Source organism: Microcystis sp. M061S2, from assembly GCF_020245605.1.
Lineage (GTDB): Bacteria > Cyanobacteriota > Cyanobacteriia > Cyanobacteriales > Microcystaceae > Microcystis.
The window spans coordinates 1-26,036 of the sequence record NZ_JADBUP010000156.1 but is presented as its reverse complement, the minus strand read 5'-3'; the positions used below and the strand labels follow the sequence as shown (position 1 = coordinate 26,036).

At 43.7% G+C, this 26,036-nt stretch carries 12 protein-coding genes; 11 read left to right on the top strand and 1 reads right to left on the bottom strand.

What is annotated here, in order from left to right; translation table 11 throughout:
• From IM475_RS22375 to IM475_RS22335, 9 genes are all read left to right on the top strand, one after another.
• The coding region (locus IM475_RS22375; protein WP_287729179.1) for a CARDB domain-containing protein at positions 1 to 1,784 on the top strand (1,784 nt) is incomplete at its 5' end.
• Positions 1,676 to 14,992, top strand: a complete 13,317-nt coding sequence (locus IM475_RS22370; protein WP_353737468.1) for a Calx-beta domain-containing protein — start codon at positions 1,676 to 1,678, stop codon at positions 14,990 to 14,992. The genes IM475_RS22375 and IM475_RS22370, both read left to right, overlap by 109 nt.
• 58 nt (positions 14,993 to 15,050) lie before the next feature.
• Complete coding sequence (locus tag IM475_RS22365) at positions 15,051 to 15,806, top strand: PEP-CTERM sorting domain-containing protein (RefSeq protein ID WP_287729178.1); 756 nt, start codon at positions 15,051 to 15,053, stop codon at positions 15,804 to 15,806.
• 253 nt (positions 15,807 to 16,059) lie between these two features.
• Positions 16,060 to 17,745 carry a dihydroxy-acid dehydratase gene (gene ilvD / locus IM475_RS22360; protein ID WP_287729177.1) on the top strand — a complete coding sequence of 562 codons (1,686 nt, stop codon included), beginning with the start codon at positions 16,060 to 16,062 and terminating at the stop codon, positions 17,743 to 17,745.
• Between the two features lie 209 nt (positions 17,746 to 17,954).
• On the top strand, positions 17,955 to 18,815 hold the full coding sequence (locus IM475_RS22355; protein ID WP_287729176.1) for a tetratricopeptide repeat protein: 861 nt from the start codon (positions 17,955 to 17,957) through the stop codon (positions 18,813 to 18,815).
• 228 nt (positions 18,816 to 19,043) lie between these two features.
• Entirely contained in the window at positions 19,044 to 19,478 is a 435-nt protein-coding gene (locus IM475_RS22350) for a ferritin-like domain-containing protein (RefSeq protein ID WP_002731529.1), read from the top strand.
• A gap of 34 nt (positions 19,479 to 19,512) precedes the next feature.
• Positions 19,513 to 20,433: an FTR1 family iron permease gene (locus tag IM475_RS22345; protein ID WP_287729174.1), complete on the top strand. Its 921-nt coding sequence runs from the start codon at positions 19,513 to 19,515 to the stop codon at positions 20,431 to 20,433.
• Positions 20,434 to 20,592: 159 nt separating this feature from the next.
• A complete protein-coding gene (locus IM475_RS22340) occupies positions 20,593 to 22,206 on the top strand; it encodes an ABC transporter substrate-binding protein (RefSeq protein ID WP_287729172.1) in 1,614 nt (537 codons plus the stop codon).
• A 43-nt stretch (positions 22,207 to 22,249) separates the two neighbouring features.
• Positions 22,250 to 22,708 carry a hypothetical protein gene (locus tag IM475_RS22335; RefSeq protein ID WP_287729170.1) on the top strand — a complete coding sequence of 153 codons (459 nt, stop codon included), beginning with the start codon at positions 22,250 to 22,252 and terminating at the stop codon, positions 22,706 to 22,708.
• A gap of 294 nt (positions 22,709 to 23,002) precedes the next feature.
• Here the strand turns inward: IM475_RS22335 and IM475_RS22330 are convergent, their stop codons facing one another.
• Positions 23,003 to 24,529 (bottom strand): PEP-CTERM sorting domain-containing protein, encoded by a 1,527-nt coding sequence (locus IM475_RS22330; protein ID WP_287729168.1) that lies wholly within the window; start codon positions 24,527 to 24,529, stop codon positions 23,003 to 23,005.
• Positions 24,530 to 25,037: 508 nt separating this feature from the next.
• On the opposite strand from IM475_RS22330, the gene IM475_RS22325 reads away from it, so the two are divergent.
• A complete protein-coding gene (locus IM475_RS22325) occupies positions 25,038 to 25,259 on the top strand; it encodes a hypothetical protein (protein WP_287729167.1) in 222 nt (73 codons plus the stop codon).
• Positions 25,256 to 25,669: a PIN domain-containing protein gene (locus IM475_RS22320; RefSeq protein ID WP_190722144.1), complete on the top strand. Its 414-nt coding sequence runs from the start codon at positions 25,256 to 25,258 to the stop codon at positions 25,667 to 25,669. Before IM475_RS22325 ends, IM475_RS22320 begins: the two co-directional genes overlap by 4 nt.
• The last annotated feature ends 367 nt before the right edge of the window (positions 25,670 to 26,036 follow it).

Genomic DNA, 26,036 nt, shown 5'->3' with positions numbered 1-26,036 from the left:
TGACTACAGCAAGTTCCTACTGGTATGACCGGGTAGTTTTTTCCAAGAATGATATCTATGGGGATAGTGATGATATTTATCTTACTGAACAATTTATCTCCAGTAGCAACGGCTTACCCTTAGAACCCAATGAAACCTATATAGTAAGTCGTAACGTTACCTTACCCAGTAGTGCAGCAGTAGGTAATGGCTATTTGCTATTGAGAACAGATGTTTATAACAATCAAGTAGAATCAAACGAAAACGATAACGTCTATGCTCAAGCGATTAATATTGCTGTACCCAATTTAATTGTTACTAATGTCACTGCTCCCACTACCGCTACGGCTGGTCAGACTATTACCCTATCTTGGACGGGGAAAAATGACGGTTCTGTGACTACAGTAAGTTCTAACTGGTATGACCGGGTAGTTTTTTCCAAGAATGACATCTATGGGGATAGTGATGATATTTATCTTACTGAACAATTTATCTCCAGTAGCAACGGCTTACCCTTAGAACCCAATGAAACCTATACAGTAAGTCGTAACGTTACCTTACCCAGTAGTGTAGTAAGTAACGGTTATTTGCTAGTGAGAACAGATGCTTATAACTACCAAACAGAAGCAAACGAAAACGATAACGTTTATACTCAAGCGATTGATATTACTGCACCCAATTTAATTATTACTAATTTCACGGCCCCCAGTACCGCCAGCACCCGACAGACAATCGCCGTATCTTGGACAGTGCAGAACCAAGGAACGCGAGTCACCAACACCTCTTCGTGGTATGACCGAATTGTTTTCTCATCGGATACCGTTTTTGGCAATGGTGACGATATTTATCTCACGGAAATCTGGGCTTCCACCTTTGCCAATCTCCCCCTCGATCCCGATGAAGCCTATAACGTTACCCAAAATATCACCCTTCCCGACACAGTGGCGGGCAACGGGTATTTACTGGTTAAGACAGATAACTATAATGGGCAATTAGAGAGTAATAAAACCGATAATATTCGTTCGGTTGCGATCGCTGTCAACGCACCAAATCTCGTCATTTCTAACCCCACATCTCCTCCCTCGGCGGCGGTACTTGGTCAAACGCTTCCCCTCTCTTGGCGAGTCACCAATACCGGAACGGTTTCTGCCCTTGCGGGTTGGAATGATGGCGTTTATTTATCCGACGATGGGCTGTTAGATAGTAATGATGTGAATATTGGCCAATTTTTCCGACCGAATTCCCTCGCACCTAATGCCAGTTATACCAATAATCAAAATATTTTCTTACCCGCTACCAGTATTGGCGATCGCTACCTGTTATTTGTCACCGACGCTTCTCGGTCCCAAGGAGAAACCAACGAAACCGATAATATCATTGCTACTCCCATCACCCTCACCGCGCCCGATCTGACCGTCACTGCTGCCACCGCCCCCACCACAGCCGTGACTAACGGAACCCTCAATGTCTCCTGGACAGTAACCAATGGGGGTGATGTCGTAGCCTCGGCGGATTGGAGCGATGAAGTTCGTTTATCGACGAATACGATCTGGGGAGATTTTGATGATCGTTCGATCACCTCTGGCACGGTTTCGATCGCCGCCCAAACCCCCTTAAATCCCAACAGCAGTTACACCATTGAGCGAGTGGAACCCTTAATATCACCCTACCTACGACGACAACGGGCAATCGTTTCCTGCTCTTTGTCGCGGATGATGCCTACAATTATGGCAATGGGCAAGGAGAAACCAACGAGAACGATAACGTTTTCGCCCTACCGATTAACATCTCCTCGGCCGATCTAGTTCTGGAATCGGCGATCGCTCCGAGTGAGGGCATCATCGGCAACCCCATTACCCTGTCTTGGACGGTAAAAAACCAAGGGACAGGGGAAGCTCCCCAAGATTGGCGGGATTACGTTTACCTATCCTTGAACCAGACCCTAGACGGCTCCGATACGCTCCTCGTTAACGAAGCGATCGCCACCCAAACCCCCCTCGCAGCAGACGGCAGCTACACGATCAACAAAACTGTTAACCTCGCCAGTATTACCCCCGGTACGCGTTACCTGATCTTCGTGGCCGATGGTTCTGGCAATCAGGGAGAAATCAACGAGACGAATAACCAGCGAGTCGTTGAAATTGTGGTAACGGCTCCCGATCTCATCGTCTCCACCGCTAATGCGCCAACAACCGCAATCACGGGCAGTAATATTGCTGTGTCGTGGACAACCACCAATCAGGGAACTTCGGAAGCCTCGGCAGATTGGTCGGACGCGGTTTACCTGTCAGGAGATAGCCTATTCGATGGGTCCGATATATTCATCACCTCGGAAGCGATCGCCAGCCAAACGCCCCTCGCCGCCGGAGCCAGCTACACCATTAGCCGTAACATCGCTTTACCGAGTAATGTATCGGGCGATCGCTTCCTGTTGTTTGTGGCCGACAATTCCAATGCTCAAGGCGAGGTCGATAACACAAATAATGTCCGTGCTGTACCGATTGGCATTAATGCTTCGGCGATTCTCTCCTTCAGTGCCGCTACGTTCCGAGTCAATGAAGACGGGACAGCGATCGCACCAGTGACGATCGAGCGTAGCGGCATCATCACCGAGTCGGTGAGTGTCACCCTCAACCTAAGTAACGGCACGGCGATCGCAGGGAGTGACTATAATAACACCGCAATTACGGTTAACTTCGCCAACGGAGAAACCAGTAAAACCGTCACCATTCCCATCGTTAACGATAGCCAATTGGAAGCAGACGAAACCGTCAACTTAACCCTCTCTAACCCAACGGTTGGCGCAATATTAGGAACCCAGACTACAGCAGTTTTAACCATCATTAACGATGACTTACCCCAACCTGGAACAATTAACCTCAATAACAGTAACTACACCGTTAACGAAAACGGAACCGCCAATATCACCTTAACTCGGACTAATGGAAGTGATGGGGAAGTTAGCGTTATTCTAACCCCTAGTAATGGAAGTGCAATCGCAGGAGACGACTATACTAATACCGCCATTACAGTCACCTTTGCTGACGGACAAACCAGCAAAATTGTTACTGTTCCTATCAATAATGACACCATTTATGAACCAACAGAAACCGTCAACTTAACCATCTCTAATCCCACAGGTGGCGCAACCTTAGGAACCCAACAAACCGCCACCCTAACGATTATTGATAATGACGCAGTACCGGGAGTCATTCAATTTAGCAATGGGACTTACTCCATCAATGAGAATGGGACCCCCGTTATCGCAGTTACTTTAACTCGTAGCAATGGAAGTGATGGCGCAGTTAGTGTCAGAATCAATCTAACAAATGGAACAGCAACTGCACCATCTGACTACAATAACACCGCAATTACGGTTAACTTAGCTAACGGAGAAACCAGTAAAACCGTCACCATCCCCATCGTTAACGATAGCCAATTGGAAGCAGACGAAACCATCAATCTCAGTCTGTCTAATCCCCAAGGTGGCGCAATATTAGGAACCCAGACGACAGCAGTTTTAACCATTCTTAACGATGACTTACCGCAACGGGGAACAATTAGCCTCAATAGCAGTAACTACACCGTTAACGAAAACGGAACCGCCAATATCACATTAACTCGGACTAATGGAAGTGACGGGGAAGTTAGCGTTATCCTAACCCCTAGTAATGGCAGTGCAATCGCAGGAGACGACTATACTAATACACCCATTACCATCACCTTTGCTAATGGAGAAACCAGTAAAACTGTCACCATTCCTATCAATAATGACACCATTTATGAACCAACAGAAACCGTCAACCTAACCCTTTCTAATCCCACAGGTGGCGCAACCTTAGGAACCCAACAAACCGCCACCCTAACGATTATTGATAATGACGCAGTACCGGGAGTCATTCAATTTAGCAATGGGACTTATTCCATCAATGAAAATGGAACCCCTGTTACCGCAGTTACTTTAACTCGTACCAATGGAAGTGATGGTGCAGTTAGTGCAACTATTAACCTAACAAATGGAACAGCGACCACAGGAAGCGACTACAATAACACCTCAATTACGGTTAACTTCGCCAACGGAGAAACCAGTAAAACCGTCACCATCCCCATCATTGATGACAGTATCTTTGAAGCCACAGAAACCATCAATCTCAGTCTATCTAACCCCACCAACGGCGTAACAATCGGCTCACAAAACAGCGCAATTGTCAATATTATTGACAACGACTTTAAACCCACCTTAACCCTTACTATTAGTGGGGAACAAGTCACCGAAGGTAACACCATTCAGGGAACAATCACCCGCAATACCGACACCACAGAACCCTTAACAGTCACCTTAGTTAATAGTGAAAATAGTCAAATTACTGTACCGACAACTGTTACTATTCCCACTGGTGCAAATTCAGCCAACTTTAATATTAATGCGGTTGATGATACCTTAATTGAACTAGCGAAAAACTACACCATTATTGCCACAGCACAAGGATTTGTTAGTGGTTCAGATACCCTAGCAATTATTGATAATGATGCAGTTACGTTAACCCTCAATATTCTCCCCCCTTCTGAAGGGGGGCCAGGGGGGATCTACGAAAATGGTGGTAAAACAACAGCAACAGTTACTCGTAATCTCGTTACCGATACACCACTACAGGTACAACTATCCAGCAACAATACTAACGCCGCAACCGTCCCTGCTACTGTTATCATTCCCGCCAATCAAGCATCTGTCACCTTTGAAATAACCGGAGTTGATGATACCGTTTTAGATGGTAATCAAACAGTTACCATCACCGCCAAACCTACCTACACAGGGACAAACTTAGCAACCGATACAGGAACCGCAACCACTAATATTAATATCATCGATAACGAAAGTCCCACTTTAAAAGTCGTTATTGACAAAGATGTTATCTCAGAAACAGGAACCGCAACAGCAACCCTTACCCGTAATACTAATACCAGCAGCGACTTAATTGTTACCCTCAATTCCAGCGATACCACCGAAGCAACAGTCCCCAACACAGTAACAATTGCTGCGGGACAAACTTCAGCCACTTTCACTATTACCGGAATTAGTGACGGAATCAACGACGGTAGTCAAACAGTAACCATTACCGCTTCAGCAACAGGATTAAATAGTGGCAGTGACAACTTAGAAATCACCGATATTAATGTTCCTGATTTAGTCCTCACTCAATTACAAGGAATCCCCCCAACTTATACAACCAAGCAGTCTCAATTCACCTACACAGTCACCAATAACGGAATTATCGCTGCGACGGGAAGTTGGAAAGACCGAGTTTATTTATCAACCGATAATAAGTTAGACACCAACGACACCTTATTAGGAGAATTTGGCTTAGGAAGTACAGAAACTCCAGCCAATTTATTAGCGGGAACCTCCTACAATCGCACAGTCACTTACTTTGCTCCCCGTAATCCAGGACAATATTACCTAATTGGGGTAACAGATAACGGAAATACCGTTAATGAAGGAGTCACAATAGGGGAAAGCAATAATACAACGATTACCCCAGTAACAGTAACACCTGCTTATCGTGGTACGGTTTATTCTGACACAGAAACTGCCATCGCCGGTAATCCCGTCACTCTCCGGGGACAAGCATTAAGTAATAGTGATAATTCTCCTGTAGCGTTTGAGTTTGTCAAAGTCCGGGTAGAGAATAAAGGAAAGCTCCGAGAATTTGATGCGTTTACCGATGGAAATGGTAATTTTGTCCGTCAATTTACTCCCTTACCCGGAGAAGCGGGAACTTATAATATCAATGCTTATTTCCCGGGGTTTGCGAGTGAAGATACTACCCCAGAAGATAGTTTTACTCTCTTAGGAATGCGGTTTGAACAAAATGACCAATTCTTAACGCAGGTTTCCCAACGAATTACCGAAGGAACCACCTTTAATGGGTCAGTGAAACTACAAAACCTGAGTAATCTAAGCTTATCGGGATTAACTGCTACAGTCAATGGTGCGCCAAGTGATTGGACAGTTAATGTCACCCCAGAGAAAACGAGTTTAGGGGGTAATGAAGAAATCACCGTTAATTACAGTATTAATGTCCCCGATGATAAATGGAGTTATTACAACTTTGGTCTGGGATTAAGTACCACTGAAGGCGTTACCGCAAATCTACCAATACGAGTAGATGTGGCGCAACTATTACCCCGTTTAGTTGCAGATACCAGCAGTTTACAAGCTTCGATGTTGCGGGGAGGTCAAACAATAGTCGAGTTTACGGTTAGTAATCAAGGGGAAATTGCGTCAGGACAATTAAATATTCTGCTTCCTAATGCGTCTTGGTTAAAGTCTGCTTCTGCGGTTAAGCTACCTTCCTTGAATCCGGGTCAATCAACGAAAGTTTCGTTGTTATTACAACCGTCAGCAACGCAAGAGTTGACAGTTTATAACGGAAATGTCGTTATTTCCGGGGATGAAGCATCCTTAAGTTTACCGTTTAATTTCCGAGCGATTTCGGAAGCGAAAGGGAATCTTAATATTAGTGTTGTTGATGAATTATTCTTTTTTGCGGAAGGTTCACCCAGGTTAGAAAATGCGACAATTACCCTATTAGATCCCTTTACAGGAACCGTTATTTCCTCAGAAAAAGATGCCGATGGGATATTGTCTAAAACTGATTTAGCGGAGGGGTATTATAAACTGCGGATTACTGCGGATAATCATGATACTTATGAACAGAATATTTATGTCAGCGCAGGAGAAACAGAGGATATTCAGGCATTTTTGTCAAGACAAACGGTTAAATATACTTGGACAGTAACGCCGACTGAAATTGAAGATAAATATATTATCACTGTTCAATCGACGTTTGAAACCGATGTTCCAATTCCTACAGTTATTGTTGAACCAGGTTCGATTAGTTTGGCTGATTTACAAGTAGTTGGTCAAGTCATGCAAATTGACATGAAACTAACTAATCATGGTTTAATAGCAGCTAATGATGTCAAATTAGATTTTGGGACACATCCCTTTTATAAAATTGAACCGCTTATCAATGGAGTTGATGTTTTAGCTGCTAAAAGTTCTATTACCATTCCCGTCAGAATTACACTGATTAATGATTTTGATACCGTGTCTAGTAATTCAGGAGAGTTATCTACTCTTTCTGGGCAAACTGTTTCTTGTGATATTCGGGCTGCCACTTTATACAGTTACTTCTGTGCAGGAGGAACTGTTCAAAAGGCAACATTAATTCCTATGACCGATGCTAAAGGAAATTGCTATTCGGGGCCAGGGGGGCCAAATGGATATATAGGTTCTGGCGTTAATTATTATCCATCTGTTCTTTTTGGTTCAGGGGGTCCTTACCTTTATTCTCCAACTCCAATAATTACTAACACTGGACTTCCTTGTAATTCGCCACCGCCTCCTAATCCCAATCCCAATCCCAATCCCAATCCCAATCCCAATCCCAATCCCAATCCCAATCCCAACCCTGATCCCAATCCCAATCCCAACCCTGATCCCAATCCCAATCCCAATCCCAATCCCAATCCCAATCCCAACCCTGATCCTAACCCTGACCCGCCACCGACAGAATGTACTGTCAATCTTCTGAATGATCTTTTACAATGTGGTGTCAACCTTATTATTGAGGAATTTGGACTACAGGGCAAATATGCTGGAATTCTAGCTTGTATAAAAGACATTACTGGTGTTGTCAAAGATTTGATAGGACTTAAGAACGAGTTCGATTTTTGGTACACATTCTACAAAGGTGTGAGAGCAGCTCTTACTTGTATTGACGCTGTACTTCCGCCTAATATCAGTCTTGCTTTGGGAGTGATTGAGTGTTTTGTTGATATTGGTAAAACTGCTTTTGAGTGTTCTAATTCTAGTAGTACTTCCATTTCCGCAGTACAAGTAAACGTATTTACTGAAAATCCTCAAATCAAACTCAGTGTTGAGTCAGAGTTAAGTCTTTTAAGAGACTTTACGGACGCTGCAAATCGATTGGAACAAGTGATTACAGCACAAACCTATTTATTAGGTGATATTATATGGCTAGATCAAGGTGAATTTTTAGATGCTTTTCTCGCTGCAACTAATGAAGAAGAAGGCAATAGAGACACTATCAAAATATCTGGCACTGAGATTGATGAATTACTTGGTATTTCAGCATCACTAAAAATCGCCTCTGCTGATCTTATTAAACTTGTAGAGCGATGGAATCGTAGCATTGATTATTGGACTGCTGGAATCATTGATGTGACTGATGTCCCAACAGGAGGAAGCACTGACTTTATTGCTTTAGATGATTGGTTTACTGTATCATTAAATGCCGATCAAGCTATTCAAGTAAGTTTAGATAAAAACTATAGCAGTATTTTTGCAGAAATTGAAGGCTTGGTAGAAACGTTAGAGGATATTGTGGACAATTCCAGTAGCAAGGGTGTCTGCGCCACAGTCAAAATCAAAATCGACCAAGAAGCAGTAATGACTCGCGCTGCATTCCTTGGCAATTTAGAAATAGAAAACGGTAACGCAACCAACCTAACCAACCTCTCCGTTATCCTTCAAATCAAAGACCAAAACGGCAACATTGTCAACGATAAATTTGGCATCACCGACCCCATCCTCAGCAATATCACCGCCGTTGACGGGACAGGAATCTTAACCGGAGATAACCCCGACACTCCCCAAAAAGAAGGAATTGGCAGCGCACAATGGACCTTTATTCCTACCAATTTAGCCGCGCCAGAAATTCCCACCCAATACAACATTGGTGGAACCCTTTCCTACCTGGAAAACGGCAAAACTGTCACCGTCCCATTACTTTCCAGTCCTATTACTGTTTTCCCGCAAGCCGAACTTTACCTCGACTACTTCCATCAACGAGATGTCTTCGCCGATGACCCCTTCACCGATGACATTATCGAAACATCCGTCCCCTACTCCCTCGCTGTCCTCATCAGAAATGAAGGAAAAGGAGACGCAAAAAACCTGAGAATCACCTCGGGACAACCGAAAATCGTCGAAAACGAAAAAGGCTTACTAATAGACTTCCAAATCATCGGTTCCGAAGTCAATGGACAAGGAGTTAGTCCTTCCTTAACCGTCAACTTTGGTAATATTGAAGCCGGAGAAACCGCCGTTGCTGAATGGTTACTCAAATCCAGCCTACAAGGGAAATTCATCGACTACAAAGCCACCTTTGAACACATCAACAGCCTTGGTAAAGCTGAACTTTCCCTCATCAAAGAAGTCAAAATCCACGAACTAATTCATACAGTTCAAGTCAATCACTCCAACCCCGACAACTTACCCGACTTCCTCGTTAACGAAACCTTTGACGCACAATTTACCCCCGATATAATCTACTTTAGCAGTGGCGGAACCGCACCCGTCAAAGCCGTCAAAAACGCCACCATTGACGCAACCCCAACCCTCAGCGACTTAACTGTTCAAATTACCGCCACCGTCGAAAATGGCTGGACTTACTTCCGCTTAGATGAACCCAGTAACAGTCAATACGACATCGTTAAAATCTTGCGGTCTGACGGTACAGAAATTGGGTTAGATAATATTTGGACAACCGACCGTACCTTCCCCGCTACCGGTCGTCCAACCTATGAAAACATCCTCCATTTCTTTGACAATAACGCCACAGGAGGAACGAAAACCTACACGGTTGTTTACACCCCCGGTGGACCCACTATTACCGACATTATTGATGTTAGTCCAGACCCACGCGCCACAGCCGTTAACGCCATTACCGTTGACTTTTCTGAACCCATACAAGCCAGTAGTTTCGATTACAATGACTTAAGCTTAACCCTCAACAATGGCACAAACTTAATCAACTCCACCGTTACCATTGTTTCCCTCTCTTCCACCCGTTATCAAATCAGCGGATTAAACACCCTAACCAACAACGATGGAGACTATATACTCACCATCAACGCCACAGGAATCCAAGACACCAGTGGTAAATTTGGTAGCGGTTCACTAACAGAAACCTGGAAGAAAACCGCTGGCGGTAATGCCGACACCACCCCACCAGTAGTAACAGATATTGCTAATCTATTAATCAACCCGCGTAATCAACCGGTTCCCTCTTTAACCGTCACCTTCTCCGAAAAAATTGACCTCAGTACCTTCACTTGGCAAGATATTACTCTCACCCGTAATAATGGAACCAATTTAATTAACAATACCGTCACCATTAGCACCATTAACGACACCACCTATCGCATTAATGGACTAAGTGGATTAACCACAACCGATGGAACCTATAACCTGACAGTTAACGGCAGTGGAATCCAAGACTTATCCGGTAATTCAGGAAATGGAACCCAGTCCGAAAGCTGGGTAATGGATACCATCGCACCCGCAATTCCTACTAATATTACAGTCACCAATCCCCTAACACCTTCAGGGATAAATACTGCAAACCTCGCGCCATTACAACCCCTGACAGTATCAGGACAAACCCGAATTAATACCACCAATCCCACCATTAGCGGTGAATTAGGAGAAACCGGATTAAAAGTCTTCTTCTACGACAAAACCACCAATCAACTCTTACAACAAGCAACCGTAAACGGAAGCCAATTTAGTAGTCAAGTTCAACTTCCCTCACCTGGTTCTCGTAACCTAGAAATCCGGGTAGAAGATACCGCAGGAAACACCACCAATACAACCCTAAGTCTATTTGCAGACATCACCCAACCAGTCCTGACCCAATTTATCAACGTTCCCCCCTCAACCGCCAATCCCATCAACAGTATTGATGTTCAGTTTTCTGAAACTATTAACCTCAATACCTTTGATAAAAGTGATATTACCTTAACCCGTAATGGTGTCACCCTCACCCTTCCTAATACCGTAACCGTTGAATATCTCTCTGATACAACCTACCGCATTAACGGGTTAGGTAACTTAACCAATACCCCCGGTATCTATAACCTAAAAATTGACGCAACCACCATCCAAGACAACGCCGGAAATAACGGCGACGCAGCCAAAACCACAAGCTTTACCATTACTCCCCCTCCCACCCCAGGAGTCACCTTAACCCAAACAGCCGGAAATACCACCGTCACCGAAGGAGGTAACACCGATACCTACTCTCTCGTCCTCAAAACCCAACCCACTGCCGATGTCACCATTACCCTAACCAGTAACAATCAAATCACCCTCAATTCAACTAGCCTTACCTTCACTACAACCAACTGGAATACTCCCCAAAACGTCACCATTACCGCAGTAGATGACACCCTAACAGAAGGAAATCAAACTGCTACCATTACCCACAATATCAGCAGTACAGATACCAACTACAACGGGTTAACCATTGGGACGGTTAATGTAACCATTCAAGACAACGACGCAGAAATAAAAGGGACAGTTTGGAATGATATTGATGGCAATGCCGTTAATAATAGCGAACCCAGTTTATCAGGATGGACAGTTTACTTAGACACCAACAATAACAACCAACTGGATAACGGAGAAACCACAACCCAAACTAATGCTAACGGCGACTATACATTTAATAACCTGCGTCCGGGTAATTATAACGTCGCTCAAGTAGTACAAACAGGCTGGAAACAAACCTATCCCCTCCTCAATATCACCACCACAGCGGCGGATATTCCCCTCGCCATTCCCACTTTAGAACTAATTTCTCCCGCTACAAGTAATCAAACCCAACTCAACTTCAGCACCAGCAACTACACAGTTACAGAAGACGGAACCGCCATCACTGAAATTATCATCATCCGTAGCGGAAACCTCACAGGAACAGTCACAGCCACCCTTACCTTCACCGATGGAACCGCCAAAGGTTGCGGTTGCGCCGCTAGTTCCGTCAACAATGATTTTAACCACAATCCCATTACCATCACCTTCGCCGAAAACGAAATCAGTAAAGTCATTCCCGTCCAAAACGCCATCTTAAATAATCCCAACGCTATCCGCATTCGGAATGATAATAAAGTCGAAGGAAACGAATCCTTTACCATCAATCTCACCAACCCCACCGGTGGCGCAACTCTGGGGAATCAAAGTCAGGCAACCGTCACCATTATTGATGATGAATCTCCCAATAATAATCCAATCACACCGCCTATCTCAAATCCCAGTAACACCATTTCTAACTCGCAAAATACTAACGCCACCAATCTCATTAACCTCGATAATTTCTGGTCAGATTCCCGCTTTACCAATATCAAAGGACAGGGACAAAGCATCGTTATTATTGACACCGGTGCCGACTTAAATCATCCCTTATTCGGTGCGGATGCTAATAATAATGGTATTGCTGACAAGATTATCTATCAATACGACTTTGCTGATAATGATACTGATGCCAGTGATAAAAACAATCACGGTTCTCACATTACCAGTATCGCCTCCCAAATTGCTCCCGATGCTAACTTAATTATCCTCAAAGTCTTTAAAGATAACGGTTCCGGGTACTTTGCTGACTTAGAAGAGGCCCTACAGTGGGTTAATACAAATGCGAATACATATAATGTCGCATCTGTCAACCTTTCTTTAGGAGATAATCAAAACTGGACAACCGCCACCGGACGCTATGGAATTGGCGACGAATTAGCTGCCATTGCCGGACAAAATATTCTCATAGCAGCCGCAGCGGGTAACAGTTTCTACACCTTTAACAGTACCCCCGGATTAGCCTATCCAGCAGCCGACCCGAATGTAATCTCCGTCGGTGCAGTTTGGGCCGATGATTTCGGTTCTGGCAGCTTCAGTAATGGTGCTAAAGACTATACAACCGCAGCAGACCGAATCGCCAGTTTCTCCCAACGTCATCCCCTTTTAGATGTATTTGCGCCGGGTATTTTAATCAGTGGCGCCAATGCAACTGGTGGGACAATTACCATGGGTGGCACATCTCAAGCAGTGCCTTACATTAGCGCAATTGCTACCCTTGCTCAACAGATTGCTCAAACTTATTTAGGACGGGAATTAACCTTAACTGAATTTCGTACCTTATTAGACACAACCAGCAATTTAATTATTGATGGGGATGACGAAAACGATAACGTTACCAATACAGGAATCAGTTATCCTCGAATCAATGCACTTGCTTTAGCAGAAAGCATACTCAACCTCAATGACAGTAATCCTAATCCAGATTTAGTTAACCCAGGAAATAACAATAATAATGGGTCCAACACGGTCACTAATACCGTCAGTTTAGTTCATAATGTCACCCTGACTGGAGGACAGATACTAACGGGAATTAACTTCGGTAATCAGCAACTTCCCAGCAATCAACCACCAACTCTGAATAACATTAATAAGAGTGGGGATGAAGATAAACCCATCAACTTTAGTCAAACTGACTTTACTTCAGCTTTCAATGATGCTGATGGTAATACTCTGGTTAAGATAGAGATTACTGCTTTACCTAATAACGGTGTTCTCCAACTGAATAATACAGCAATTGCACTCAATCAAGAAATTGCTGTCAGTGACCTAAATAATCTCACTTTTAGTCCCAATACTAACTTTAACGGGAATATTACTTTTAGTTGGAACGGGTTTGATGGGAGTGTTTATGCAGATAATGCTGCGACAGTGAATATCACTGTTAACCCAGTAGATGATGCACCAACTGTCCTCAATCTGATTACTGATGTCAATGTTGACGAAGATGCAGAAAATAGCGTCATTAACTTAACCAACGTCTTCACTGACATCGACAATGACCCGACTTCAATTGTTAAATCAGTATTCGTCAATAGTAATCCGGGATTAGTCACCGCTACCATCGTTGACAATCAGTTAACCGTCGACTATCAAGACAATCAATCTGGGATAGCTAATCTTACAATTCGTGGAACATCTAACGGTAAAACTGTTGACAATAGCTTCACCATAACAGTCGCATCTGTCAATGATGCACCCACATTGCAACAGGAAATAGCCAATCAAACCGCCACCGAAGGACAACCCTTCAGCTTCACCATTCCCCCTAATACCTTCAACGACGTAGATGGAGATAATCTCACCTACACCCTAGCAATAGCAACAGTCCTCCCCAGTGGCATCACCTTTGATGCCGCCACAGGAACCTTCAGTGGCACTCCCTCCGATACTGCCTCCGGCACTTATAACCTTACTGTAATCGCCAGTGACCCCGCCGGAGAAAAAGCCAACGATAGCTTTAGCCTCAACGTCCTCAACGCCGTCAACGGCGACAGCAGTAATCAAACCGTCAACGGTACTAGCGGCGACGACTACATCAACGCCGGGGCCGGTAACGATACCGTCAACGGCGGTGAAGGCAATGATATTCTCGATGGCGGCACAGGAAATGACCGACTCGCAGGCGGTCCCGGGGACGACACCTACATTGTCGATAGCAGCCGCGACGTAGCCATTGAAAATGCTGGCCAAGGACAAGACACCGTCAAATCCTCTGTAAATTACACTCTCACCGTCAACATCGAAAATATCACCCTAACAGGTAACGCCAACATCGACGGCACAGGTAACAACCTAGATAATGTCATCACCGGTAACAGTGGCAATAACCTACTCAAGGGATTAGATGGCAATGACACTCTCCTCGGTAGCGCCGGTAACGACACCCTGATTGGTGGAAAAGGAAATGACATTCTCACCGGCGGCGATGGCAGCGACTCATTCCTCTTTGGCAGTGGTGCTATCTTTAATACCAGTGATTTCGGAGTTGATAGCATCAGTGACTTTACTAAAGGAAGTGACAAAATTATCCTGAGTAAAACCTCCTTCAATGCTCTTGTCAGTACCGTCGGTAATAATTTACAAACCGCCGAATTTGCCAGCATCAATGATGCTGCTAACGAACTAAATCTAGTTGGTTCCAGTAATGCTAAAATCGTTTACAATTTAGCAACAGGTAATCTGTTCTACAATCAAAATGGTGCCAGCAATGGCTTAGGCAATGGCGCACTTTTTGCCACCTTCAACGGCATCCCACAGTTAAGTGAGAATGACATTTTTCTCCAAGCTTAAGTAAACAGCCAGCGAAATATCCCATCTCACAATTAACCATATATCAGGAAAATTACTCATGTTTAAACTCCCAACTTTAACCTTAATTACTGTTGCTAGTTTGCTGGCTTCTAATCTTGAAGCCTCCCACGCCGCTGTTGTCAATGGAAGTTTTGAAACTGGTAATTTTTCTGACTGGATTCCTAGCGGACAAGCGAGTGTTGAAACTTCAGGTTTTCAGGTTAAACCGGTTAACGGAAGTTATCAAGCAGTGTTACAAACTTGTTTTTTTGTCGGTGCTTGTGACGACAATCAATCCTTGACTAATGCTAATGATTTAGAATCATTTCTCGGCTTATCAGGTAATGAGTTAGTCAATCTATCGGTTGTTGAAGGCTCGGCTATTAAACAGACTATTACTGCTAATGCTGGCGATATTTTCAGCTTTTCTTGGAATTTTCTGACCGATGAAGATGCGGCTAATGTAGATTACAACGATTTCGCTTTTTTTACCCTTAATAATACCTTATATTATTTGGCGGATATTCAATATATTTTTCCAGTCAATCCCTCTTTTTCCCATTTAAAGAAAGAAACAGGTTATCAAACCTACACGATACCAATATCGGTGACTGGAAATTATATTTTAGGGTTTGGGGTAGTTGATGTGGATAAGACAGGGGGAGGAGATAACACTATCAATTCAGCTTTATTAGTTGATAATATTAAACTAACTAATAATTCTGATATCGCCAAAGTTCCTGAACCTGATACTCTTTTCGGACTATTATTAACCCTAAGATTGGCCAGCAAGTGCAAGCGCAAGAATTGTTAACATCACCCGCTAAAATTGAGAAAACGGGTTTCTTCAAGAAACCCTTTTTCTGGGTACTCAACGGATTGCCTAGTACTGCTGATTCCCGATAGTTGTCCCCTGAATCATCCCACAGTTTTATATTTTCTTTAGAGATGGGCTGTCCCAAAACCTGCTCAGAGCGGCCAAAAGTCAGAAAATAGAAATAAAGGTGCGATTAGAGAACTTGAGCCGCGATCGCACACATAAGCCGCCATTGGAGAAAGATAAAGTTATGGCAGATAACTACAGAAGTCGCATTGTCACCCAAGGTACCCAACGCAGTCCGAATCGGGCTATGTTAAGAGCGGTAGGTTTTGGGGATGAGGACTTTAGCAAACCCATCATCGGCATCGCTAACGGATTTAGCACCATTACCCCCTGTAACATGGGAATCAATGATTTAGCAATGCGTGCCGAAGCAGGAACCAGATTAGCGGGGGGAATGCCGCAACTTTTCGGGACTATCACCATTAGTGACGGGATTTCCATGGGAACAGAAGGAATGAAATATTCTCTCGTTTCTAGGGAAGTAATCGCCGATTCCATTGAAACCGTCTGTAATGGTCAAAGTCTCGATGGAGTCCTCGCTATTGGGGGTTGTGACAAAAATATGCCGGGGGCAATGATTGCCATGGCCCGGATGAATATTCCCGCTATTTTCGTCTATGGTGGCACGATAAAACCGGGGCGCTACAAAGATTGCGATTTAACCGTGGTCAGTTCCTTTGAAGCCGTGGGACAGTACAGCGCCGGTAAAATCAGTGAAGAAGACCTCATCGGAATTGAACGCAACGCTTGCCCTGGCGCTGGTTCCTGTGGTGGAATGTTTACTGCTAATACCATGTCTTCCATTTTTGAAGCCATGGGGATGAGTTTACCCTACTCCTCGACCATGGCCGCCGAAGATGCAGAAAAAGCCGATAGTACCGAAGAATCGGCCAAGGTTTTGGTCGAGGCGGTTAGAAAACAGATTCTACCTAGCCAAATTTTGACCCGTAAAGCCTTTGAAAACGCCATTTCGGTAATTATGGCGGTGGGAGGTTCCACTAACGCTGTGCTGCACCTTTTAGCCATTTCCCGCACCATCGGGGTAGAATTATCGATCGATGATTTTGAAACCATCCGCCAGCGTGTACCAGTTATCTGCGATCTTAAACCCTCCGGGCGTTACGTTACCGTGGATCTGCATAAAGCCGGCGGTATTCCCCAAGTGATGAAAATTCTCCTGGTTAATGGTTTACTGCACGGGGATGCTCTCACCATTAGCGGTCAGACTATCGCCGAGATTTTAGCCGATATTCCCGACCAACCGCCCTCAGGCCAAGATGTTATCCGTCCTTTTAGCAATCCTGTCTATAAAGAGGGTCATTTAGCCATTTTAAAAGGAAATCTGGCCACAGAGGGTTCCGTGGCCAAAATCAGCGGCGTGAAAACTCCGGTCATCACTGGGCCCGCGCGGGTGTTTGAGTCGGAAGAAACCTGTTTAGAGGCAATTTTAGCCGGAAAAATTCAAGCCGGGGATGTGGTGGTTGTCCGTTACGAGGGACCAGTAGGCGGACCGGGTATGCGGGAAATGTTAGCTCCCACTTCGGCAATTATCGGCGCCGGTTTAGGGGATTCCGTGGGATTAATTACCGATGGTCGTTTTTCCGGGGGAACCTACGGTCTGGTGGTCGGTCACGTCGCTCCAGAAGCGGCGGTGGGTGGTACAATTGCCCTAGTAGAGGAAGGGGATCAAATCACTATTGATGCTCGTCAGCGTCTCTTGAGTTTAAATGTATCGGAGGAAGAATTAACCCGTCGTCGTAACCATTGGCAACCGCGCCCCCCACGCTATAAAACGGGAATTCTCGGCAAATTCGCCAAGTTAGTCTCCTCTAGCAGTCTCGGCGCTTTAACGGATCTAAATCTGTTCTAAAAGTATAACTAGGGTTTGCGGCAAAAAGCTTTTCCTGGGGGCAGGGTGTGGGGTGTGGGGTGTAGGGTGTGGGGTTTTATCGATTTTCAGGTGGTCAACTACCTAATTTTCAGGGAAAAAGCACCCACTGCTCACCCAACACTCCCACTGATAACTGATAACTGATAACTGATAAGACTGACGAACCTAATTACTATAGATTAATGACTATGACCTATCTACTCACTGTCTATCGAGCGCTCGAATGCCGTCCAGATACCTATCGGGATTGGTATGACCAAGGCAATATTTTAAAAGAAAGAATGGACTATTTTGGAGCCTTAATCAGTTACGAAAAAGCCTTAGAATATTATCCAGATGATTATTGGGCATGGTACAAAAGGGGTATGATACTAGAAGACTTGGGAATGTATGAAGAAGCGGCTGAAAGTTACGCTAACGCCGCACAGGTAAAGGATGATAACTATTGGGCTTGGTATGATCAAGGTTGTGTTTATCTACAGGAATTAAAGGAGTACGAAAAAGCGATCGCTTGTTTTCAACGGGCCCTAAGTCATAGTCCGGGGGACTATTGGGCAGCCTACCGGCAAGGGGAAGCCTATCGATTGCTGAAAAATTACGAACGCGCTATCACTTCCTACGATCTGGCCTTGGGGGTGCGACCCCGGGATTATTGGGCCTGGTATCGTCGCGGCGACGCTTTCCGGGATTGGGGCAATCCCCAAGAGGCTTTATTTAATTATCGTACCGCCCTCGATATCCGACCTCAAGATTACTGGTCTTGGTATCAACAGGGTGTGATCTTACAAGCATTACAGCGTTTACCAGAAGCGATCGCCTGTTATGAAGAATCGTTAAAAATTGATCGAGATGATCGCTATGCGTGGTATAATTGCGCCTGCTGTTATGCTGCCCTCGGTCAACAAGAAAAAGCGATAGACTGTTTACGCGAAGCCATGGACATAGAACCGGATATATGTGGCGAATTAGTGCGTAATAACTTTGTTTTCGATGGTTTAAGGCAAAATGAAACCTTTAATGACCTCTTGAGTTGCTATTCCCCCGGCTAAAGTCTTTTTGCAGCACCTAGGGTTTGCTGAAAGGGTTTGTCGTGGGGTGTGTGGGATTTTAGGCATTTTCAGGGAAAAAGTGCCTAAAACTTCCCCCGGATTGCTCAAATGGCTGGCACTTTTTGACGACAAAAAAGCCTAAAGATATTAGCCAACAAGGTTTTTAGATTTATTCAGCCAGTCTGGATTAGCTACAATTGCAATTAGAGACAAATTATTGAGAATCTTATGCGAGAACTAGACAGAGACAAAACCATCGAACAACTAAACGAAATCATGGAATTTGAACTAGCGGGAGTTGTCCGTTACACCCACTATTCCCTGATGGTGACAGGTCCCCATCGCATCCCCATCGTCCAATTTTTCCAGACCCAGGCCACGGAGTCCCTCACCCACGCGCAACAAGTTGGGGAAATTCTCACCGGTTTAGAAGGTCATCCTAGCTTAAAAATTGCCCCCATCGAAGAAAGCTATGAACATAATATCAAAGCAATCTTGAGTGAGAGCCTCAATCATGAGAAAAAATCCCTTGATTTGTACAAAGCACTCCTAGAAACCGTCGAAGATGCCAGTATTTACCTAGAAGAATTCGCTCGCGGTATGATCGGACAAGAAGAATTACACAATCTGGAAATTCGCAAGATGCTGCGGGATTTTGCTTAAGCTAGGATCAAAGCTAGAGTTTATCCACTAGCTTATGAATCTTAGTTCCGCTTTACCCACTTTTATCATCACTCTCCGGGAAGGTTTCGAGGCCGCTTTAGTGGTGGGAATTGTCCTCGCTTGTTTACAAAAATCGGGTCGATCGCAACTTAACTCATGGGTGTATCGTGGTATTGGTGCGGGAGTAGTGGCTAGTGTTTTGGTCGGTATTTTGCTAGGGGGAATCCTTTTGCAAGTGGATGCCTCTCCTAGTCCATTCGTACCAATGCTCAAGGAATTACTGGCCGCCACTTTTGGACTGATTGCCGTCTTGATGTTGAGTTGGATGTTAATTTGGATGACTCAACAGGCCAAATCTTTGAAATCTGAGGTAGAAAGTGCGGTAAAAGCGGGGTTAAAATCGGAAAATGGGGCAGGAAAAGCGATTTTTCTGCTCGTTTTTATCGCTGTCTTGCGAGAGGGATTTGAAACTGTCCTCTTTATCCTGGCCCAATTCCAAAAAGATTGGCAGATACAAACCTTCGGTGCGATAGCGGGGTTAAGTGTGGCGACTTTGTTGGGAATTCTCCTATTTGCGGGGGGAGTAAAAATTAATATCCGTCTTTTTTTCCAAATTATGGGGACTTTCCTCCTCTTAATCGTTGCGGGATTACTCATCGGTGTTTTGAAACATATCGACGCAGGAATCAGTCTTTTAAGTGAAATTGACCCTTTTTATCGCAATTTCTGTCCTTCTCTCCCCTCCTCCTGTCTTCTCGGTTTTCAAGTTTGGGACGGTTCCCAAATTTTGAGCGATCGCACTTTTCCCGGACTCCTCCTTAAATCCCTATTTGGTTATCGTCAAAACCTCTATATCAGTCAAATTGTTGCTTATATCCTCTTTTTACTGCTTATCGGTGGCCTCTATTTCCAAAGCTTACGACAACGTCCTCAAACAGTGACCAGTGACCAGTAAACAGTAATCAGTGAACGGTAAACAGTGAAAAGATGGCAAGAAACTGCTATTTAATACTGCTCACTTAACACATACTGCTCACTTAAAACTCAAATCTGATAACTTACCCACTGATAACTTACCCACTGATAACTGATAACTGATAACTGATAACTGATTATGACTACTTGGCAATGTGACGGTATCCCTAAAGATGGTAAAACTTATCCGCAAGCGATTGCGGGAGGTCATGAACCCTGCGACAATACTACTCCTGATTGTCCTATCTGTGGCCTGCCTAGGGAAGCGATGGATCCCGTCACAACGACGGTTAAAACCACAGTTGTCGTCTCCCCGGGGGGTACAACTAGAGTCGGTCAAAAATCTAACTGGTTACTTCCCTTCGCTTTGATAATTACCGCTTTAACCGCAGGTTTAGGGGGTTGGAGTCTATTGCAAATGCTCATTCCCAAACCCGATACTCCCCAAGTTGTCGGGGAAGAAACCCCAGACAAGCAAACCGAGGCAACTTTTGTGAGTGATACGGCTAAAAATCCCGATTTATTTAGCCAAGGTGAGAAAATACTGCTTAATTCCACTCCTAACAAAGAAAAAGGCGCAGCGGCCTTTAAAAAAGAAGATTGGATAAATGCGATCGCATCTTACCAACTAGCAGCCACTCCCCAAGCAAACGATCCGGAGGGCAAAATCTATTACAATAACGCCAAAGCTAGACAAAAAGGTAATCAAAATACTATAGCCGTCGTTGTCCCCATCGCTAACGACCCCAACAGCGCCAAGGAAATTCTCCGAGGTGTGGCAAGGTATCAAGAGGAGTTTAATAATTCTAATCCGGGTAATCCTTTGGAAATAGTTATCGCTAATGATGGCGGTGGGTTACAATCAAAAGCGATCGCTGATGATCTGATTCAATCCGGTCAAGTTTTAGCAGTTATGGGCCACGGAATCGATCCTTTTAGTCAAAAAGCGATTGAAAGTTACGAAAAAGAAGGATTAGCGATTCTTTCTCCCCTGACTACCAGTGTTAGTCAAACGGGAAAATCAACCCTGAAAACCATTCCCCTTAAGGATAAATCTCAGGAAGTTTTAGGCAGTTATCTGGAAGCAGTGGCCAAAACTTTGGCTAATTATGCTAGTCAGCAAGAGAATTCTCCCTCAGTGGTTCTGTTTTATAATTCCGATAGTCCCTATAGTCAAAAATTAAAGGATTCCTTTGCTAAAGCAATAAAGGAACCGGGAGGCAAGATAGTTAAGGAAATAGACACCACCAAAGCCAATTTTAACGCTAAAACCGCCATAGATCAGGCAAGACAAGCCGGTGCTAGGGTGGTATTTTTGGCCCTGAGTAAAGACGGCGATCGCATTGATCAAGCCGTGGCTATTGCCCAAGAATCGTCTGGAATGCTCTTATTAGGCGGAAATGAACTTTATACACCCGATATCCTTATTCAAGGAGCGGATAGCATCGACGGATTAGTTCTAGCAGTACCTTGGAGTTTCCAAGCAACAGATCCTTTTGCTAAGGATGCGCTGAAAAGTTGGCGCGGTCGCGTCAGTTGGCGTACTGCTACCGCCTACGATAGCATGAAAGTATTAGGGGAAGCGATCGCTAAAAGTTCTGACCGTGCTACTGTAGTCGAAACTTTAAATCGAGGAATCACCTTGCAGGGAAGCACCACGGATTTTAACATTTTTAATCAAGTTCCCTTGGTGCGTGCTAATCGCGGCAATGAGGGGCCAAAGGGTTCTCAATATCAATTCGATCCTATCTAAAATAGATAATGTGATGTCGAGGAGTAGAATCAAGTCTAATTTTATGAAGAATATCTTACCCATCCTAGCTTTGTTAATGTCGGTGTCGGGAATTGCCGTGTCTTTGGGACGGGAGGAAGTCCGATGTCATCTCGGTTTAGAATCGGCAGCCTGTCCCCAGGAAGAACAAAACATCAGCGAAGACACCCCCCCAGATACCCCCGCAACTACCCCCGCAACTACCCCAGAATCTCCCCGGATAGAAGAAACTCCCGCGGAAACTACCCGTAATATCGAACCTTCCCCCGAAGTTTCCCCGTCTCCTGAAAGCGAAACCCCGGTGGAATTCACTCCCATCCCGGAAAAGAACCCCAGTCCAGAAGTACCCCCCGAAAATCCCCCCACCCCAGAAACCAAAGCGGTGGAAAAAACTCCAGATGCAGAAAAAAGTCCGGATGTCAATCCATCTAAAGATGGAGAAACTGAAAGTATTCCGTTAGAAGTTATTCCCCCCGCACAGTAAAATCGGACAAAATCAATTGCTGCTGGGGTAGGGTTGATTCATGAATCAACCCTACAGACTCCAGACAGTAAAATCGGACAAAATCAATTTCTGGCTGAGGATAGGAACTCATGCAAGAGGTAGTTGTACTAAATCTGGTTATTAAAGACTGATTATTTATTCCCCTTTTTGCATGAGTGCATGAGTAGAAAACGGGTTTCTCCGAGAAACCCGTTTTCTGTGCGTTACTCAAAATTGTATCTAGCTTCTTTCAGCAAACCCTAACTAACAGAACTACCAACCAAATATGTTGGATTAACGTTTCTTGCGAAGTCCCATTAATCCGAGTCCCCCGAAAGCGAGAAGTCCAAAGATAGAACTGGGTTCGGGAATCTCAGTATCGAAACAACCTTCTGATTCGACTTGTTGTGGTGCTAGATTACTTCGATTACTTAAAACCTTAATCTCCAAACAAACTTCTAAATCACTTTTTGCGCCTCCGGGAGTAATTAATTTAACTGTGCGTACGGTTGGACCTGGAAAAAAGTCAGTGATACCTTTTAAAACATCGTCAGGGTCAATTGAGATATTGTCAAATACCGCATCAGAACCGTCATCATCATCCCAGGCCTGAAGGGTTATCACTAGGTCGTTTAGGTTATTTAAATCTAAAGTTAAAGGGAGAGGAAGAAAAGTTTTAGGAACGAAATTTCCCGATGAAACTGAAATTGAATTGACCTCTGTGCGAACAGACTTGGTGAAATCTTTACGATAGAGAACGAAAGGAAAGTTTAATTCTCCCGCTCCAAAAGGATCTGTGTCGTTTAAAACCTTAATACTTTTGATGCTAACCTGTACGCTCTTAGACCCCTGGCTAATAGCGCAAGCAGTTCCACCAGGATGAGGATTGCCATTAGGGTCAACCCAAAGAGCCATAGGAATACTAGAACCAGCAAATCCTAATCGACTTGCAGTCAGATTAAGCATCCTGCACCATTCAGTTTCTGTCTGTACAGCAGCAGCACCATAGGCTTGCGCGTAGTTGGTGCGTACATTGGTGTCTTTATTCATAGTAGTTAGATCGTCGATTGCACTAAAACCATCCCCGTGACCGATGGTTGCTCCAGGTGGAGCCTGATTGCCGGAACCATAGGCACCACCAACTAGCCCCTGTGTAGCACCACTGGGATGACCTGCAACGTTGACCAAGCGCAATAATCCAGTCGGAGTAGCAACAACGGTAAAAGTTACACCAGCAGGAGGGGGATTATTGCCTTGAACGACCAATAAATTTATTCCACCACGATTGACAACACCATAGGGGGCAGGAACAGTCCATAAACCAGTACCACTGTCGAATAAAGGAACAGGAACATTAGCTGGATTGTAGTCCACCCAGTTAGTATGGGAATAAAAATCTTGTGCGGTGTGAAGAAGCTGACCAAATTCATCTGTTGCATCAAACGGTTGAGGAGAGCTTGGGTCAAATTCAGCAATTACTCCACCAGCACCAGCAACACGAGGATCAGTATATTGATTGTTGATGTAGTTAACTCCTCCCGTGAAATTGGAGTTGTCGAAGTGAATATAGTCTATATTTAAGTTACCTAAAGGATTATCTTGAAAGAGATGCTCATCTAAAATATCATCCAAAATAGTAGTTCTTAAGAAGGGTAGAGCATTTCGAGTCATATCTTGATGTCCACCTGTGTTACCTGGACATTGGAACAATCCGAATGGTGTATTCTGATTGCAGAAAGCCTGAGCTTTTGAAAGGGGTAGCATGGCAAAAAAGGGAGTAAACAGCAACAATCCTAAAGGGTTTATTAGTTTTGATTTCATTTCTCTATTTCCTCCTTGGGGAAAATTTGTTGAATTGAATGTCTCAGTTATTCTCGTTCAGTAATTTGGCTCAAGTATTTCAGCAAATCATTAAGCGACTCTAATTGACTTATGGTACAAAATGTGCCAGTTATTTGCGGGTAAAATCCTAACAAAGTAGCCTCCTCCATTTCTCGATCCCGTAGTCCAAGTCAACCAACAGCCCAACCCAACCGTAATAGCAGATAGCGGAATGATACATATTCCCCCCCCCACAACTGTATTCTAAGCTACATTTTTATAAATATTTACACTCCTCTCCGTCATACAAAATCTGGTTATTAAAAACTGATTATTTATTCCCCCTTTTTGACTTTTTTCTCGCCGTTAGGCGGGTCAATTTTTTTGAGAAAATTGAAGTATATTAAGTTTTGTTAAGAACAATGAAACTGAAACGGTTATCGGTGATTCAAAAGTATTATAATTGTATTTGTTATCCTAAATCAATAGTTTTTGCGTGTCAATAATTATGAATAGTTATCAAACCTATTTAATCATCGATCATTCTCAGAAGATTATCCTCTATAACTTACCCTTTAAAGCAGGAACAAAGTTAGCCATTAACATTCAAGTAGTTGAGGATGAAAAGACAGAAGCCGATTTTGAAGCTTTATTAGATAAAACTAAGGGAATCTGGACTAAAGGAGATGGCTTAGAATATCAGCAAAAAATTCGGGAGGAGTGGATATGAAACGATTAATAGACTCCTGTATTTTAATCGACCATTTTAATGGTATTACCCAAGCTACAGTTTATCTAAAAGCTCACCGAGATGAAAGTTATATTTCTGTCATTACTAAAGCCGAAGTTCTCATTGGTTTTGATGATGATAATTCCTTTGACAAAGCAGGAGAGTTGTTAAGCCATTTTCCCCTGATAGATTTAGATGTCAACATCACTGATTTAGTCATTCAAATCCGTCGTGAACAAATCAAAAAAAAGGCAACCAAACAGCCTAACAAAAAGGTTATTCAATGGAAATTGCCTGATGCAATTCAAGCAGCGATCGCCCTTTACTATAATCTCAAATTAGTCACTCGTAATACCCAAGATTTTGATCTCAATCAACATCCATTTATTGAGATTCCCTATACCATCTAACAATAAAACTGAAACAGTTATCGGTGATTCAAAAGTATTATAATTGTATTTGTTATCCTAAATCAATAGTTTTTGCGTGTCAGTGGTTATGAATAGTTAGGGTTTGCTGAAAAAGTACGGGCGACGATCCCTAAAACCCTTACCTTGCCTACATTTCACATTTATTCAGCAAGCGCTATTTACTTTTAGTCAAAATTAATTAACTTCTAACCCCGGAATGCTTAACTAGACCTCTTGCATAATTTTTTTATGGTATAATATAAGGTTTTGCTTTTTTCTCAATTCTTAGATTGAAGTGGAAAAAAGAATAAAATGTGATCTTAGGTCAGGAAATCATCTATAATTTTGCTATGTTTATTAGCAAAAT